At 65.4% G+C, this 16696-nt stretch carries 18 protein-coding genes; 15 read left to right on the top strand and 3 right to left on the bottom strand.

Annotated features, from left to right (window positions below; translation table 11 throughout):
- Window positions 1-76: 76 nt before the first annotated feature.
- Window positions 77-829 carry a lytic transglycosylase domain-containing protein gene (locus tag FYJ92_RS16190; RefSeq protein ID WP_185261604.1) on the top strand — a complete coding sequence of 251 codons (753 nt, stop codon included), beginning with the start codon at window positions 77-79 and terminating at the stop codon, window positions 827-829.
- Between the two features lie 29 nt (window positions 830-858).
- Window positions 859-1008 carry a hypothetical protein gene (locus FYJ92_RS16185; RefSeq protein ID WP_185261603.1) on the top strand — a complete coding sequence of 50 codons (150 nt, stop codon included), beginning with the start codon at window positions 859-861 and terminating at the stop codon, window positions 1006-1008.
- A 59-nt stretch (window positions 1009-1067) separates the two neighbouring features.
- Here FYJ92_RS16185 and FYJ92_RS16180 read toward each other — a convergent pair whose 3' ends face one another.
- Window positions 1068-1475 carry a response regulator transcription factor gene (locus FYJ92_RS16180; RefSeq protein ID WP_185261602.1) on the bottom strand — a complete coding sequence of 136 codons (408 nt, stop codon included), beginning with the start codon at window positions 1473-1475 and terminating at the stop codon, window positions 1068-1070.
- Between the two features lie 133 nt (window positions 1476-1608).
- A complete protein-coding gene (locus FYJ92_RS16175) occupies window positions 1609-2352 on the bottom strand; it encodes a GAF and ANTAR domain-containing protein (protein ID WP_185263846.1) in 744 nt (247 codons plus the stop codon).
- A gap of 478 nt (window positions 2353-2830) precedes the next feature.
- Between FYJ92_RS16175 and FYJ92_RS16170 the strand changes: the two genes are divergently transcribed.
- From FYJ92_RS16170 to FYJ92_RS16140, 7 genes are all read left to right on the top strand, one after another.
- Entirely contained in the window at window positions 2831-3289 is a 459-nt protein-coding gene (locus FYJ92_RS16170) for a hypothetical protein (protein ID WP_185261601.1), read from the top strand.
- A gap of 90 nt (window positions 3290-3379) precedes the next feature.
- The gene (locus tag FYJ92_RS16165) at window positions 3380-4219 is read left to right on the top strand and encodes a hypothetical protein (protein WP_255482166.1); all 840 of its coding nucleotides are present in this window, start codon (window positions 3380-3382) and stop codon (window positions 4217-4219) included.
- Between the two features lies 1 nt (window position 4220).
- The gene (locus tag FYJ92_RS16160) at window positions 4221-4733 is read left to right on the top strand and encodes a hypothetical protein (protein WP_185261600.1); all 513 of its coding nucleotides are present in this window, start codon (window positions 4221-4223) and stop codon (window positions 4731-4733) included.
- Entirely contained in the window at window positions 4730-5992 is a 1263-nt protein-coding gene (locus FYJ92_RS16155; protein ID WP_185261599.1) for a hypothetical protein, read from the top strand. Before FYJ92_RS16160 ends, FYJ92_RS16155 begins: the two co-directional genes overlap by 4 nt.
- Before the next feature lie 147 nt (window positions 5993-6139).
- Window positions 6140-6730, top strand: a complete 591-nt coding sequence (locus FYJ92_RS16150) for an adenylate kinase (protein WP_185261598.1) — start codon at window positions 6140-6142, stop codon at window positions 6728-6730.
- Complete coding sequence (locus tag FYJ92_RS16145; protein ID WP_185261597.1) at window positions 6727-7599, top strand: NAD(P)-dependent oxidoreductase; 873 nt, start codon at window positions 6727-6729, stop codon at window positions 7597-7599. The genes FYJ92_RS16150 and FYJ92_RS16145 overlap by 4 nt, the downstream gene beginning before the upstream one ends.
- Before the next feature lie 187 nt (window positions 7600-7786).
- A complete protein-coding gene (locus tag FYJ92_RS16140; RefSeq protein WP_255482165.1) occupies window positions 7787-9643 on the top strand; it encodes a S8 family serine peptidase in 1857 nt (618 codons plus the stop codon).
- On the opposite strand, the gene FYJ92_RS16135 is transcribed toward FYJ92_RS16140, so the two are convergent.
- Window positions 9640-10473 carry a FadR/GntR family transcriptional regulator gene (locus FYJ92_RS16135; RefSeq protein WP_185261596.1) on the bottom strand — a complete coding sequence of 278 codons (834 nt, stop codon included), beginning with the start codon at window positions 10471-10473 and terminating at the stop codon, window positions 9640-9642. The genes FYJ92_RS16140 and FYJ92_RS16135 overlap by 4 nt on opposite strands.
- Window positions 10474-10608: 135 nt before the next feature.
- On the opposite strand from FYJ92_RS16135, the gene FYJ92_RS16130 reads away from it, so the two are divergent.
- The 6 genes from FYJ92_RS16130 (at window position 10609) to FYJ92_RS16105 (ending at window position 16695) form a co-directional block, all read left to right on the top strand.
- Window positions 10609-11901 (top strand): ABC transporter substrate-binding protein, encoded by a 1293-nt coding sequence (locus FYJ92_RS16130; RefSeq protein WP_185261595.1) that lies wholly within the window; start codon window positions 10609-10611, stop codon window positions 11899-11901.
- A 131-nt stretch (window positions 11902-12032) separates the two neighbouring features.
- A complete protein-coding gene (locus FYJ92_RS16125; RefSeq protein WP_185261594.1) occupies window positions 12033-12974 on the top strand; it encodes a carbohydrate ABC transporter permease in 942 nt (313 codons plus the stop codon).
- Window positions 12971-13852: a carbohydrate ABC transporter permease gene (locus FYJ92_RS16120; RefSeq protein ID WP_185261593.1), complete on the top strand. Its 882-nt coding sequence runs from the start codon at window positions 12971-12973 to the stop codon at window positions 13850-13852. The genes FYJ92_RS16125 and FYJ92_RS16120 overlap by 4 nt, the downstream gene beginning before the upstream one ends.
- 7 nt (window positions 13853-13859) lie before the next feature.
- Window positions 13860-15008: a galactonate dehydratase gene (gene dgoD, locus FYJ92_RS16115; protein WP_185261592.1), complete on the top strand. Its 1149-nt coding sequence runs from the start codon at window positions 13860-13862 to the stop codon at window positions 15006-15008.
- 5 nt (window positions 15009-15013) lie between these two features.
- Complete coding sequence (locus FYJ92_RS16110; RefSeq protein WP_185261591.1) at window positions 15014-15715, top strand: bifunctional 4-hydroxy-2-oxoglutarate aldolase/2-dehydro-3-deoxy-phosphogluconate aldolase; 702 nt, start codon at window positions 15014-15016, stop codon at window positions 15713-15715.
- Window positions 15712-16695: a sugar kinase gene (locus FYJ92_RS16105; RefSeq protein WP_255482164.1), complete on the top strand. Its 984-nt coding sequence runs from the start codon at window positions 15712-15714 to the stop codon at window positions 16693-16695. Before FYJ92_RS16110 ends, FYJ92_RS16105 begins: the two co-directional genes overlap by 4 nt.
- The last annotated feature ends 1 nt before the right edge of the window (window position 16696 follow it).

Genomic DNA, 16696 nt, shown 5'->3' with positions numbered 1-16696 from the left:
GCGCCCGGCTGCTGTTTCCCGTGAGTAATAGAGCCGCCGTTCCTGCTGGCGGACTTCGGTAGATAGGATCAAGTCCGTGCTCCGACTTAAACGCCTTGCGGTTTTCTGCGTGTTCGCGATCTGCGTCATTACCGCGGTGGCATTCTGGGCACTCGGACAGTCGGGTGTGGACTCCCGCGGGGTACTTCCCCCTCCGCCACGGGCTGAGGCGAAACTCGAAACGTCCTCCACCGGCCTTACCACTGCCGTCAATATCACCCGGAACGCTGACGCAGAGTGGCTCATCCAGGCTGCCGCGCAAACGGGAATACCAGCCCGTGCGCTTCGGGCTTACGTGGGTGCGGCCAGCGCGGCCAATCATTTCGCTCCGGGGTGTGGGATCGGCTGGAATACGGTGGCGGCAGTCGGCTTCGTCGAATCCCACCACGGAGAATACGGCGGCGGAAAACTGAATGCCGCGGGGCAGGCGAGCGGGCCAATGGTCGGCCCGAGCCTGGACGGCAACGGATTTGCCGCCATTGCTGATACCGACGCCGGCGTCCTGGATGGCGACGCTCGATGGGACCGCGCCGTCGGACCCATGCAGTTCATTCCGTCCACCTGGGAGCTAGCGGGACGGGACGGGAACGGTGACGGCGAAGCGGATCCTTTCAACATCGACGATGCCGCCCTCAGCGCGGCCGGTTACTTATGCGACCGCGGCCGCGACCTCGCCGCCGCGAACGGATGGGCTGAGGCCATCTACTCCTACAACCAGTCCGACTCCTACGTGGACCAGGTGCGCGAACAGGCCACCTTCTACGCCGAGAAGACGGGCACCACAGGATAAAACCTTGACTACCGGCGTAACGTCCCGGGGTGGTGGCCGCGGCCCAGATCCAGACAATGATTCTCCCGGCGGACATCAGGTGCGGCGGCAGGCGTCGAATTCGCGCAGAGGGGCTGGGACTTCGGCTGGGCATTCCGCAGGCGCTCACCATGGCCTGGGTGGTGTCCCTGACTGCGTAGGTTGCGTCTGTTGGTGGCCAAGCCAGTGGAAAAAGGGTGGGCAGGCGAGAAAGGGCCGCCTAAAGCTGCCGTTGTGGCGTGGTTTCCGGGCGGGCGGGGACGTTTGCCGGGCAGAGCCGCAGCGCGAGCTCCTGCAGTTCTTTGGGGTGGAACGGCTTGGTTAGGTAGGCGGCAGCGCCGGAGGCCATTCCGGCCAGTATGTCGTCTTCCTCGGACCGCGCGGTGAGGAACAGCATGGGAGCGGTGCTTAAGGCCCGGATTGCCCGGGCTACGACGTGCCCGTCCATGTCCGGCAGGCCAAGGTCAAGGGTGATCAGAGCGACCGATGGTTCAGCGGCCGCGGCAATTCCTTCGGCGCCGTTGGCGACCGAACGTACGGAAAAGCCTGCGCGGGTCATGACCACCGTGATCAGACCGCGGATGTCATCGTTGTCCTCGATGACAAGGCAGATGCGTTTTGTTTCCATGAAGCCCCTCAGCCAGCTTGTCCACCAGTGTACGGGCTGGTGGGGCTGTAAAACCGTCAAAGCGACGCTTTCCGCAACCGTCCTAGGGTCATCTCGGCGGTTACGTCGCTGGCAGCCGGTTGCGGGGCGGAACTCAGCCGTCGTAGTGCGTCTGGGCCGGCCCTTGGCCAAGTGCATTCACCACGGCCGCCGCGACGGTATGCAGCTTGGAATTGCGGGTGCTGGACGCCGCTCTGAGCAGTTCAAAAGCCTCCTGCTGGCTGCACCGGTTCTGGGCCATGATGATGCCCACCGCCATGTCGATCACCGTGCGTGATTCGAGGGTGGCACGCAGGTGCGCCGCCGTCTCGCTGTAATGCGCGAAACGCACCGCAAGCCGCAGGGCCAGCGACGTCTGGCGGACGAAGTCCTCCGCAGCCTTCAGCACGCCGCCTTCGAAGCGGGAGGTCCGGTGGGAGTAGAGGAGGAGCGTGGCTTTGGTTTCCCCCTCCAGCCGGAACGGGATGGCGAGCACTGAACGGATGCCTTGGGCGAGGACGGCCTCGCAGTATTCGGGCCAGCGTGATTCGTCTTTGACATCGGGAACGCCCACCGTCACCTGCTCCAGCGAGGCAGCCATGCCTGGGCTCTGCTCGGACTGGTATTCAATCTGGCTGATAGCGCGGGCAGCGGTGCCGCTGCTGGCGATGGTGGCCGACTTGCGCGGGCGCAGAAGAGTGATGCCGCACAGCACTTCGTCGCCGGGTTCGGAAAGGTTGCGGGCCGTCACCCGGGCGAGCTCATCCAGGAACTCCTCTACGTCGGAGCTGTTGAGGAGTTCTTCGTGCAGGTGCTCGGTGATTGATGTAGCTGATTTTGCTGTTGACTCGCTGGCCACGGTTCTTAATGCCATTCGCTCAGGTCAAAACGAGCCGGCAACTCCCGCTCTACCTGCCGTCGTGGCAAACGGTGGCGACGGTCGCTGGATCGACGAACTGTCCAACGGCCTGCTGCTAAACCGATAACCAGAAGTATATACAGGTCAGAGCCTTGGGGGCGCCATATGGCGGGCCAGGCTGTGGAGGATTCATGTACTACCGGTTGCCGTGCGGGCGGTACCGCACGCGGGTCCGGCAGCGTGGCATCCGGGCTTGAAACGTCCCGCCTTGGCGGCGAAAACTGAGTACCAGGCCCCTGATCTAAGAGGTCGTTTCGGGGGAGGTCCGCAAAAGTTCAGTACTCCTACGTGTTGTTGGGACCACCGAGGCCGGGAAGTATGGGCGTCATCGATCAGCCGGAAGCAAGGTGCCTTAGTGGTTCCCGATGGCTGTGCGTCTCAGCATCTGTTTCTACCCCCAGCCAAAGGAGTCTCTACCATGCGCAAAATGACAAAGAAGAATCGGGTCCTCGCAGCAGCCGGTGCACTGGCACTGGTGGCAGGCGGCGGCGGCGCTGCCTACGCCTACTGGACCACCACCGGCTCAGGTGCGGGTACCGCGACCAACTCGACAGGCGGCGGCACCGTGACCCTGCACGCGACATTCGCAGACGGACTTGCGCCGGGAAATAGCGTCCCGGTGGCATACACGGCTGACAATGGAACAACCAGCAGCACCAAGGTGGGTGCCTTGACGGCCACGGTGTCCACGAGCGATCCGGCAAACTGCCTGGCATCGTGGTTCGGAGTCACTGCCGTGACCAGCAGCACCACGGTCGCCGCCGGCGCAAGCGGAACCTCTGTGGGCAGCGGAACCCTGACGTTCAATGACAGCGCAACGGCCGACCAGGGCGCCTGCAAGGGCGCCATCGTCACCATCACTGTCGGCAGCGTCTAACAGTCTTCGCCGGCGGGGAGGAGCAGAACCTCCCCGCTGGCGAATTCCACCTCCTCCCACTCAATGCAGAACAGGCCAGAAGGGCTGAACGTGCAGAATGATTCTGGGTACTTCCGCACAGTCATGCGAAGAACCACCACTGCAGCGAAGGTGCTGCTGGTGGGTCTTGTGGTGATGCTTGTTTCTGCGGGCACCATCTTCGCGGCCAGCCAGGGCGGGAGCCAGGGAAATAAGACGGGCGTCACCATCCAGGTAAACCCCTCCAGCCGGACGATTGACCGGGGCGACCCGGTCAACTATTCAGTGTCCCTGACGTCCACGAACGGGTTCAGCGGCAGCGTCACTCCCTCGGTCTCGGGTTTGCCAGCCAGCACGTCTGCGGCCTTCGCACCCTCGTCCGTCTCGCTCACCTCGGGCAAAACGGCCACGGTCACGCTGACGGTGGCGACCTCGGCCTCCACTCCGGACGGCAAAGCAGACCTGACGATCGCCACAGCGGCCGGGGCAAGCCAAGCTGCCGCCGTTGTGGTCCAGCTCTACGTCCAATCGTCCAAAAAGACCTTCAGCATCTCCGGGAACCTGGGCGCGCAGCTCACTCCGGGAGCAAGAGTTCCGCTCAATCTTGCCTTTGCCAATCCGAACAACAAGTCCCTGGCGTTGAACAGCCTGTCGGTCTCCATCACAGGTGTCACCCGGATTCAGTCTGCAGTGGCGGCGGCGCTTCCCTGCACCAAGGACGACTACGTGGTGACCAACTACAGCGGCCCCTTCCCGCTCGCGGTCCCCGAGGGGTCCAGCTCGCTCCAATCGCTGGGTATACCGCCGGCACTCTGGCCCAAAATCGCCATGCTGGACACTACCTCGAACCAGGACGGCTGCAAGGGTGCAACGCTCCAGCTCTCCTACTCCGGAGCAGGAGAGGGGAACTGAGATGACACGGACGCCAGGAAAGACCTCCGCGCGGTTGGTTGCCAGGACTGCGGCAGCAACCGTCACACTCTGCCTAGTCACCGGTGTGGGCGGAGCCTATGCCTACTGGGTCACAGTGGGTGCCGGATCGGGAGCCGCCACCAACGGCACCATGGCAACCGTGACCGTAGAAGCCCTTGTTGCGGGAGACACCCCGCAGACCACCCTCGTCCCGGGCGGCACCGCGGATGTTGCTGTCCGGGCGTACAACCCCAACGGCCACGCGGTGCGTGTCTATGCCATCCGCGGCAATGGGGCCGCGACGGCGGACACCAACCACCCCGGCTGCACCACCCCCGGCACCGGAGTGACGTTCGCTGAACCTGCCGCTCCGTTGGCCCCAATAATCACTATTCCCGCGAACTCGTCGGTGCTGATCACACTGCCGGGCGCCGCCACCATGTCTACTGCATCGCTGTCAGGCTGCCAGGGCGCCACGTTCAGTTTGCCCGTCACTTTGGAGGCACGGAAATGACCCGCCCCATCCAGACCCCGCGGCCGCGCAGGCAGGTCCGCGTGGCCGGGATCGTCGCGGCTGCCCTCGTCATCTCGTGGGGCGGCCCGGCTGCCAGCGCCTACTGGCAGACCCTCAGCAGCAATGACGGCAGGGCCAAAGCTGATTCCATCCTCGCCGTGGTGGCTCCGACGGCGTCCGCTTCGGCAGGTGCCGCCACCGTCAGTTGGGCGCAAGGCGCGACGGCGGCGGGCAGGCAGGTCTCCAGCTACACCGTTGCCCGGTACTCGTCAGCGACCGGGGGCACCAAAGTTGCCGCCGGGGGAGGCTGCTCGGGGACTGTCACAGCGCGGACCTGCAGCGAGGCTGCATTGCCGAGCGGTACCTGGTATTACACCGTCACCCCGGTCCTCGGATCCTGGGCGGGACCGGAAAGCGCACGCAGCATAGGAGTAACCATCGCGGCCGCCACTCCGCCAGCGGCACCAACGCTAAGTGTTCCCGCCATCGTCAACATCGGTAACGCTGCCGGTGTCCCAGTCAGCGTTACCGCCGAGTCTGGATCTTCGGTAACAATTACAGTTACCGACACCCCGCCTGCCGGGACGCAGCAACAGACGGCCACCCAAACGCTGACTGCAAACGGCTCCGTCCAAAGCACGAACTTCAATCTCTCAGCGTTCAAGGACGGCACTATCACCTACACGGCGGTGGCCACCAATGCGGCCGGCAGCGCCAGCGCTGCGACAACGGCCACGTCGGCCAAGGACACGGTGGCACCTACCGCAGTGGTCTCCTTGAACAATGCCACCGGAAACACCGCAGGAACCGCCGAAAAGGGGGACACTGTCAGCATTAAGTACTCCGCTGACATCAACAGCGCGTCCATCTGCAGCTCATGGGTCAATGGCGTGCAGCCCCCGGACATAGCCGGCAATAACGTGGTCACGGTGACCATTAGTAGCACGAACATTCTCACGGTCACCACTGCCGGAGCAGCTTGTACGCCAAACATCGGCCCCGTGACACTTAGTGCCAATTATGTGAGCTCTGGATCCCTGACCTTCACCGGGAGCGGAAGCGGTGGCAACGCGTCAAAGGTAGCCTGGAATAGTGACACGCAAACACTGACCATCACTTTGGGCGCCCGTAGCGGATCCGCCAGTACCGGGGTGGCAACGTCTTCCCCCACGGTGGCGCCGCCGGCCGGCGTGACCGATAACTCGGGTAACCAAGCCGTAGGCGTTTCGCCCGCTTCAACGTCCACCTCGAGGTTCTAAGCCTCTCTGCACTACAACGCCAGCCTCCGGATCCCTTCCCGGAGGCTGGCGTTGTGCTGCGACTTGTGGGCAGAATGAAGCTCACGTTGGCGCTGCCGACGATGGACCCAGGACCAGCCGGCAAGGACGCCGCGGAGGGACAAGAACATGACCAGAATGCTCATCATCGGGCCGCCCGGCTCGGGCAAAGGCACGCAGGCGGAGCACATCGCCAGGCACTTCAGCATCCCGACGGTATCCACGGGCGAGATTTTCCGAACCAATGTCAGCCAGGAGACGCAGCTGGGTGTGGAGGCCGCCAAATATCTCGACGACGGTGCTTTTGTCCCGGACCAGCTCACCAACGCCCTGGTCAAGGACCGGCTTCTCGACGCCGATCTGCAACCCGGTTTCCTGTTGGACGGCTACCCCCGGACAGCTCCCCAGGTCATGGAACTGGACAACATACTGGCTTCCCAGGGCCACCGCCTCGACGCCGTGGTGGAACTCCGCGCACCGGATTCCGAACTTGAGCAACGGATGCTTCAGCGGGCCAAGGAACAGGGCCGGAAGGACGACACCATCGAGGTGTTCCGGCACCGGCTGGACCTCTACAATCGCGAAACCCACGAGGTCGTGGCGGTCTACGCCGGCCGGGGAATGGTGGTTTCGGTGGACGGCAGCGGTGACCCGGGCGACATCACCACTCGTGCCATTGCCGCCCTCGAAAAGTTCCTGGCCGCCCGGGTAACCCCATGAGAATTGCAGTGACCGGCGGAAGCGGAAAATTGGGGCGGCATGTGGTCCGCAGGCTGACCGGCGATGGCCACCAGGTGTTGAACCTTGATCGTGCGGGGGAGCGGGACCACGGGTTGGCGATCGTGGATCTGCGCAACTATGGCGAGGTCCTTGACGTGTTTCTGGGTCTCGACGACCGGCACTCGGGGTTTGACGCGGTCGTCCATCTCGGTGCTGTTCCGGCGCCCGGCATCATTCCGGATGCCGCCACGTTCGAGAACAACATGCTCTCCACGTACAACGTCTTCCAGGCGTGCCGGCGGGCCGGGATCAAGAAGGTGGTTTATGCCTCCAGCGAGACGGTGCTGGGACTGCCGTTTGACGTCGATCCGCCTTACATTCCGGTGGATGAGGATTATCCGGCCCGGCCCGAAAGCACGTACTCCCTGGTGAAGCACCTTGAGGAGCAGATGGCGATCCAGCTGACGCGCTGGGATCCGGAGTTGAGTATTACGGGCCTGCGGTTCTCGAACGTGATGGATCCTGAGGACTATGAACGGTTCCCGTCGTTCGATGCCGACGCCGCGCTGCGCAAGTGGAACCTCTGGGGCTATATTGACGGGCGCGACGGCGCGCAGGCTGTGGCGCGTGCGCTGGAAAACGGGCAGCCTGGATTCGAGGCTTTCATCGTCGCGAACGCGGACACCGTGATGACGCGTTCCAGCGCCAGCCTTGCCGCGGAGGTGTTCCCCGACGTCACGGTGACCAGGGAGTTGGGCGAACACGAGACCATGCTCTCGATCGACAAGGCCCGGCGCCTGCTGGGCTTCGAGCCTGAACATACGTGGCGGACCTACCACTCCAACAGGACCACGCCCACGGAGGACTGAAGCGGGGAAGACTGAAAAATCACGCCCCTGAGGAAGACGGGTTCCTCAAGAATTCCGCAGGTGCCGAAGGGTTGGCGCAGGATCGGCTCAATTCGCCGCATCGGTGTGTGCCGGGCTCCTAATCTGGTGATAGGCGGGGATTTGTTGCCGCCAACATCAATCCAGACCGCCACGCTAGGACCCCACCATGCGCACCCTCCGTTTTGTGCTGCCCGCTGCCGCCCTGCTGATTTCTGCCGTGACACTGTCTGCCACGGGCCTTCCCGCAGGGGCCGTTGAGCCGGCCCCTGCCCCCGCCGGCACCGCCGCAAGCGTCCGCTACCTGGTCCGCTACGCCGCGGAAACGGACGTCGCCGCGGAGGTGGCACGCCTGAAAACGCAGGGCATCGGCGTCGGGCGCTCCTTTTCGCACGCCCTGCGAGGCGCCGTGGTCACCGCGACGCCTGCGCAAGCCGCGGCGTTAGCCCGCTCGGCGCGCGTCGCTTCAGTTGAAGTTGATGCGCCCATCACCGTTTCTGCGACGCAGCAGCCCGCGCCATGGGGGTTGGACCGTGTGGACCAGCGGGCACTGCCGCTCTCGGGTTCCTACTCCTGGACCGCAGCCGGCGCCGGAGTCAGCGCATATGTGGTGGACACGGGCGTGCTCGCCGCCCACACGGAGTTTGCCGGCCGGGTGGCAACAGGCTGGACGGCCGTGGCCGATGGCCGCGGCACCAGCGACTGCAACGGCCACGGCACCCACGTGGCCGGGACGGTGGCCGGAACCACCTACGGCGTGGCCAAGGCGGCGACGATCGTCCCCGTCAGGGTCCTGGACTGCACAGGATCCGGCTTCAACTCCGACGTCGTGGCCGGCCTGGACTGGATCGCCGCCAACCACTCGGCAGGAACGCCCGCCGTGGTGAACATGAGCCTGGGCGGGGCGGCCAGCGCGGCCGTGGATTCCGCGCTCCAGGGTGTCATTACCGACGGCGTCACTGCAGTTGTTGCCGCCGGAAACTCCGCCGCGGACGCCTGCGGGGGCTCGCCGGCGCGGCTCCCGGCTGCGGTCACGGTGGCAGCCAGCGATTCCGCCGACCGCCAGGCTTCCTTCTCCAACTTCGGTTCCTGCGTGGACCTGTATGCACCCGGCGTCGGCATTGTCTCAGCGTCGTACACTTCCACTACGGCAACCGCCTCAATGTCCGGCACGTCCATGGCGGCACCCCATGCGGCCGGCGCGGCGGCGGTGCTGCTGTCCCAGAACCCGGCGCTTACGCCCGCCCAGGTCGCGTCTGCATTGACGTCGAACGCCACTGCCGGCACCATCACGGGCGCCGGAACCGGCACGCCGAACCGCCTGCTGTATGTTGGGGCCGCTGCGGCACCGGCACCCGCACCTGCGCCGGCACCTGCGCCCGCGCCGGCCCCCACTGTCACGGCACAATCACCCGGCGCACAGTCGACGGCGGTGCCCGTGGGCAGCAACGTGACGGCCACCTTCAACAAGGCGGTCCAAGGGGTCAGTGCCGGAACATTTGTGCTCCGGAATGCCGCCGGCACGGCCATCCCCGCAACGGTGAGCTATAACGCCACAACCACAACGGCCACCCTCGATCCGTCCGCGAACCTGGCCGCGGATGTCACCTACACGGCCACGCTGGTGGGCGGCACCACCGCTATCCGGGACACCGCGGGCACGCCGTTGGCCACCACGAGCTGGACGTTCACCACCGGCCCGGCGCCCACGGTCACGGGTTTCACGCCGGGCAGTAACTCCATCCTGGTCAGGCGGAACAACAACCTTTCGGTGACCTTCAGCGAGCCGGTCCAAGGTGTCAGCACGGCCACATTCACGGTGAAGAACGCCGCCACCGGGGCCCTGGTCCCGGCCGTCGTCTACCGCAACGGAACCAGCAACCAATGGATTCTGGACCCGCAGAACGCCCTGACGGCCAAGACGAAATACACGGTGACAGTCACCGGTGGCGGGGCGTCCATCCGCGACCTCGCAGGCAACCAGCTGGCCACCCGGACATGGCAGTTCACCACGGGTTCGATCTAGCTGTCCGCGAGGGAAGAGGAGGCCGACGGCGGCAATTGGGGGGCGCCGTCGGCCTCTGTTGTGTGCTGAGGGGTTGTTTGCTGCCGGGGCGCGTCGGGCGCCTCGCCCTGGTGGTGCTCGGACCAGATATGGCCAACTTCTTCGGCGAACTGTTCCACGATCCTGCTCATGGCGGCATGCGCGGCGGCGGCTTCTCCCCGCTGGATGGCGCTGGCCACGTCAACGTGCAGCTGCAGCGCTTCGTGATGCGGCAGGTGGGGCATCAGCCCGTGCTCCGTCCGGCCGGTGAGGACCTCGGCCACAAGTGTCTGGAACTGGGCAAACATGGCGTTGCCGGATGCCTTGAGGACGGCGGCATGGAATTCCACGTCCAGGCGGAGGAAACCGTCGCTGTCGCCGCGCTGGCCGGCCGACCACAATCGAGCTGCCAGGGAGACCAGATCGCTGCCGGCGTCCCAGGACGCCCGTCCGGCCGCTAGCCGGGCGGCCTGCGGTTCGATCGCGCCGCGAAGCTCGTTCAGCGCCTGCAGCTGTTCCAACCGCCGGGACGAGGCCAGCCGCCAGCGGATCACCTGGGGATCGTAAAGGTTCCAGGCCTCTTCGGGCTGCACAACAGTGCCAAACCGCCTGCGGGACGCCAGCATGCCTTTGGATGACAGAACCCGGGCGGCCTCCCGGACCACGGAGCGGGACACCTTGTGCTGCGCCTCCAGCTCGTCCAGCCGCACTACCGAATTCGGCGCAAGGAACCCCTCTGCAATGGCGAGCCCCAGGCTCTGAACCAACGAAGTATGCCGGTCAGTAGGGGACTCCGCCTTTGGGGTTTTCATAGATAAATCATACTGGTTGCTGAAAGGGGTTGTTTAAGTCTGCCTTATTTGCCTATGCTCTCTTCCAGAGCAGATGTAAAGATGCATTTGTAGATGGCTGGACAGTGACGTCAGCCTCGAACCAAGGGAGTCGTCATGAAGCGACGTTCAGTAATGAAATACGCGGCAGTCGCCGCGGCACTTTCAATGGGGCTGACCGCCTGCGGCGGCAGCGGCAGCAGCGACGCAAAGGAATCCGGCATCGTCCGGGTAACCCTCGCAAACCACGTGTGGACCGAAGGCATCAAGGCCGCCATCCCGGAATTTGAAAAGTCCTCCGGGCTCAAGGTGGAGCTGACCCAGCTCGGCGAAGACCAGCTCTCGGACCAGTACAACGTCAAGCTCAACGCAGGCAGCGACGAGATCGACGTGATGATGTACCGCCCGCTCCAGGAAGGCAAAGCATTCGCGAAGAACGGCTACCTCGCGGACCTGACCAGCAAGGTCTCCTCGGATTCCGGCTGGGACTGGAAGGACTACCAGGAGGGCCCGGTCAAGGCCACCACGGCTGACGGCAAGGTGGTGGGCGTCCCCATCATCACCGAGCGCGAAGTCCTTTACTACCGCAAGGACCTGCTCAAGGCCGCTGGCCTTGAGGTCCCCAAGACCATGGAGGAGCTGGAAGCGGCCGCCAAGGCCATCAAGGAAGCCAACCCGGACACCGCCGGCTTTGTGGCCCGCACCGGCAAGTCCGCTGCCGTCACCCAGTTCTCCAGCTTCCTCTACAGCTTCGGCGGCGACTTCACCGATTCCAGCGGCAAGTCCACGGTCAACTCGGCCGCTGCCAAAGAGGCCTACGCCTACTACGGCGGCCTGATCAGGAACTACGGCCCCGCCAACGTCAGCACGGACATGAGCTGGCCCGAGGCGATGGCAATCTTCACGCAGGGCAAGGCCGCCTTCTACACCGAGGCAGACTCGCTCTACAAGAACGCCACCGATCCGGCCAAGTCCAAAGTTTCCGACACCGTCGGGTTCGCCGCACTGCCCGCCGGTCCCGCCGGTTCCAAGCCGTACAACATCCCGTCGTGGGGCCTGGCCGTGAACGAGGCTTCCGGCAACCAGGACAATGCCTGGAAATTCATCCAGTGGGCCACCAGCAAGGAACGCACCCTGGCCGCACAGAAAGCCGGCGTCCCGGGACCCCGCGCCTCCGTCTGGGCTGACTCCGCGGGAACTTCCACGTACCCGAAGGACCTTGCTGAAGCAATTGCCGTTAGCGCCAAAAACGGTGTTGGCCACGACCGTCCCGAGGTAGTCACGGTCGGCAAGGCCCGCGAAATCGTGGGCGAGCCGATCGTCGCCAGCATCACCGGCGCCGACGCCTCTGCCGCGGCGGACTCGGCCCATGAGGCCTTCCAGAAGTTCCTGGACAGCGAAAAGAAGTAACGCACGCGGTGCACCGGGCCCCAGCCAATAAGGCCCGGTGCACCCAAAAGCCCCGGTGGGACGGCAGTAACGCTGCCGTCCCGCCCAGGCCGCTCTTCACCCCCCAACTCCTTAGGTGAACCATGTCTGTAATGACTTCTCCCCGCAGCGCAGCCCGGAAATCAGGGCGTGCCCCCAGCGGCCGCGACAAATTCTCTGACTGGGCCAACCGGCACCGCAAATGGCTCTTCGCAGCCCCGGCGATGGCCTTCGTAGGCGTCCTGATCATCTTCCCGCTGGCCTGGACGCTGTACCTGAGCCTCACCGATTCGCAGGGCTCCGTCCGCGCAGCCACCGAGTTCATCGGGCTGGAAAACTACATGACGGTCCTGTCCGACGTCGAACGTTTCTGGCCTGCGGTGGGCCGCACACTCACCTTCACCGGCGTTGCCCTGGTCTGTGAAGTTGCGCTCGGCATGGGCATCGCCCTGCTGCTCTGGCGTCCCTTCCGCGGTGAAAAGTGGGTCCGCGTGGCCATCCTGCTGCCGCTCGTGGCCACCCCGGTAGCCGTCGGTATGATGTGGCGGCTGATCTTCGACCCCAACATCGGGTTCGCGAACCAGTTGCTGGCCGCTGTGGGCATCCCGGCACAGCCCTGGCTCTCCGGCCAGGACACCGCGCTCGGCACTACCATCTTCATGGACGTGTGGCAGTGGACCCCCATGGTGGTGCTGATCCTGCTCGCTGGCCTGACCTCCCTCTCCGAGGAGCCCGACGAAGCAGCCCGCATGGACGGCGCCAACGCGTTCCAGCGCTTCTTCTTCATCACTCTGCCGCTCATGATGCCCACCGTGATCGTGGCCATCCTGCTCCGGGGCATCGACGCCCTGAAGACCTTCGACATTCTGTACGCCACCAAGGGCAAGGGCGGCGGGTCCTTCCACGAGGTGGAGACCCTTAACGTCTACGCCTACGGGCTGAGCTTCGACTACAACCAGTACGGGCTGTCCTCCGCGGTGCTGATCCTGTTCTTCATGATCATCATCGGCTCCATGTGGCTGCTGACCATGCGCAAGAAAGCGGTAAGCAAATGACCGTCCTGACCGAAAACCAAACATCCGAGCTGCAGCCCCTGCTGGTCCGGCGCGCAAAGAAGCCCCTCGGAACCCGTGCCTACAAGGTTTTCCGTGTTGCCGCCCTCATCGCCGTGGTGCTGTTCCTGGTCGCGCCGCTGTTCTGGATGCTGTTGGCATCGCTGAAGACGAACGTGGACATCTACGACACGGCCAAGTCGTTCATCTTCAGACCTACGTTCGAGAACTACGCAAACGTGCTGCAGCGCAACAACTACTTCGTCTTCATCTTCAACAGCTTCTGGGTGGCCTTTGTCTCCACGGCACTGTCCCTGGTGCTGGGCGTCCCGGCCGCGTACGCCATGAGCCGGTTCACCATGCACCGCTCGGCGCTGGTGGTGCTCATGGCCCGCGTCATCCCGGGTGTTTCGCTGCTGGTGCCCTGGTACTACGTGTTCTCCAACCTGAAAATGGTTGGCGGGTTCGAGGTGCTGATCCTCAGCCACATGTTCGTTGCCCTGCCGCTGATCGTCTACATCATGATGAGCTACTTCGATTCGCTCCCACTGGAACTGGAAGAATCTGCCCAGGTGGACGGGCTGACCCCCATCGGCGCGTTCCAGCGCATTACGCTGCCGTTGTCCGTGGCAGGCATGGCCACTGCCGGCATCCTGTCCTTCATCTTCTCGTGGAACAACTTCATGTTCGCCCTGGTGCTCTCCGGGTCCAAGACCAAGACGCTTCCTGTGGCCATCTTCGACTTCGTCTCCTACGCCAGCATCGACTGGGGCGGGCTGATGGCGGCCGCCACAGTGGTGACCATCCCCATCATGATCATTGCGCTCTTCACGCAGAAGTACATCGTCTCCGGCATGACCGCCGGAGCTACCAAGGGCTAGGTCCGGCATGACACTCATCAGCAGAATTGAAACCTTCCTCGTCGCGCCACGGTGGCTGTTTGTCCGCATCGAGACCGGGAGCGGGATTGTCGGCTGGGGCGAGGCAACCTGCGAGGGGCGCAGCGAAACGGTCCGCACCGCCGTCGAGCAGCTCTCGGAGCTGCTGATCGGCAACGACGCCCTCCGCATTGAAGACCACTGGCAGGTCATGACCAAGGGCTCCTTCTATCGCGGCGGACCCATCCTGGCCAGTGCAGTCTCCGGGCTGGATCAGGCACTGTGGGATATCGCGGGCAAGCACTTCAACACCCCGGTGCACCAGCTCCTGGGCGGCCACGTCCGCGACAGGATCCGGATGTACGGCTGGGTGGGCGGGGACGAGCCCAACGAGGTGGCGGACCAGATCAGCGCCCAGCTGGAAGTGGGCCTGACCGCCGTCAAGATGAATGCCAGCGGCCGGATGAGCCCCGTCGCCTCGGTGGCCGAGATCGACGGCGTCGTCCGTCGTGTTGCCGCGGCCCGCGAAGTGCTGGGGGACCACCGGGACGTCGCGGTGGACTTCCATGGCCGCTTCAGCCTGGCCAACGCCCGCCGGGTGGCGCCGCTGCTGGAACCGTACCGGCCGTTCTTCCTCGAGGAACCCGTGGTCCCGGAAAACACGCACCTGCTGCGCGAATTCACCTCTTCGACCACGACGCCGGTTTCCACCGGTGAGCGGCTCTACAGCCGGCAGGAGTTCCTTCCGGCCCTGCAGGCCGGGATCGCCGTGGCCCAGCCGGACCTGTCGCACGCCGGCGGCATCACCGAGGTCCGCAAGATCGCCTCGCTCGCCGAAATCTACGACGTGCAGCTGGCCCCGCACTGCCCGCTGGGGCCGCTGGCCCTGGCAGCGTGCCTGCAGGTGGGCTTCGCGACGCCCAACTTCCTGATCCAGGAACAAAGCATCGGAATCCACTACAACAAGGGGGCCGAAGTCCTGGACTACGTGGTGGACAAGTCCCCGCTGAAGTTCGTGGACGGCCATATCGAACGTCTGACCGGCCCCGGCCTCGGCATTGAAATCGACGAGGCCGTGGTCCGCGCCGCGGACAAGCGCGGCCACGCGTGGCGCGGGCCGGTCTGGCGCCACTCGGACGGAGCATTCGCAGAATGGTAAACAACATGACTGACAGCACGGACATTTCTGACAGCACTGCCACAGGCCTGCTGGCCGGAATCCGGGAGTCAAGGCTCGTGGGAATCGTGCGCGGCACCGACGGGCCGGCCGCGGCGCAGGCCGCCCTCGCCGCCATGGCGGAAGGGTTCCGCTTCGTCGAAATCGCCCTGACCACACCGGGCGCGCTGGAGGCCATCCGCGAAGTCCGCGCTGCCGCACCGGCCGGCTGCTACGTCGGCGGCGGAACCGTCCTGACCGTGCAGGACGTGGACAACGTCGCCGAGGCGGGCGGCCAGTTTATGGTCACACCGTCGCTGGCCGACTCGATCGCAGAATCGGCGCGGCAGGGAATCCCGGTCCTGGCCGGGGCCCTGACGCCCAGCGAGGCCTACGAAGCGATGAACCGCGGTGCCACGGCCATCAAGCTGTTCCCCGCCTCCATCGGTGGCCCGGGTTACCTCAAGGCGCTGCGCGATCCCTTCCCCGGTATCCCGTTCATCGCGGTGGGCGGAGTAGGCCTGGACGAGGCCGCGGGGTACTGGGAAGCCGGCGCGATCGCTGTCGGGCTCGGCGGGCCGCTGTTTGGCGACGCCGGCTCCGGCGGCGACCTCGCCCCGATGCGCGGGCGTGCCCGAGCGTTTGTGGACCTGGCGGACTCCTTTGCCCGCCGGGCTGCCGCAGCGACCGCCGCAGCGGGCGTGCGGTGAGTGCCGCCGTCGACCTTCTGACGTTCGGCGAATCCATGGTGTCGCTGCGGTCCGCCGGGCCGCTGTCCGCCGGCGGCAGCCTGGCCATGCACGTGGCCGGCGCCGAATCGAACGTCGCTGTAGGGGTCGCCCGGCTGGGCCACAGCGTCACGTGGGCCGGTGCAGTTGGCGCCGATCCGCACGGCGAATACATCCTGCGGCAACTGCGCTCCGAGGGCATCGGGACCGAGTGCCGGGTGGATCCGTCCCGCAGCACGGGCGTGATGTTCCTCGAACAGCGGACCGCCGACGTCACCCGGGCCTTCTACTACCGCGCCGGTTCGGCCGGTTCCACCGTCAGCCGGGACGACGTGGACAGTGCCCTCGCGGCCGGCCCGCGCGTCCTGCACCTGACAGGCATCACCGCCGCCCTCAGCCCGGAAGCCCGGAAGGCGTTTGAATACGCCGCCGAGCGCGCCGCAGCCGACGGCGTGGTGGTCTCTCTCGACGTCAACTACCGCGGCCGGCTCTGGACCCGGAACGAAGCCCGCGCCGTGCTGGGACCCATCGCACGGCACGCCAGCATCCTGATAGCGTCCGACGACGAACTGGACCTGGTTGCCTCCGCCGCCTTGAGCGGCTCCGATTCTTCGGCGAACGACGACGCCGAAACAGTCCTCGCTGCCTCGTTGCTGGAGCAGGGGGTCGGGGAAGTGGTGGTCAAGCGGGGTGCCGCCGGCGCCGGCGTCCACACCGCCTCCGGACGGTTCGAGGCTCCCGCCGTAGCAGTGACCAGCATCGATACCGTGGGCGCGGGGGACGCGTTCACCGCCGGCTACCTCTCTGCCCTGCTCGATGGCGAGGACGTTGCCGGCCGCCTGCAACGCGGCTCCGTTATGGGAGCCTTCGCCGTCAGCACTGCCGGCGACTGGGAGGGCCTGCCCAGCCGGGCCGAGCTCGCCATGCTGGGCGCCACCGCCAGCGGAACCACCCAGCGGTAGC

Origin of the sequence: Pseudarthrobacter sp. NBSH8, assembly GCF_014217545.1 — a bacterium.
GTDB lineage: Bacteria > Actinomycetota > Actinomycetes > Actinomycetales > Micrococcaceae > Arthrobacter.
The sequence above is the reverse complement of the archived record's forward strand: the minus strand, read 5'-3'. Positions and strand labels throughout refer to the sequence as shown.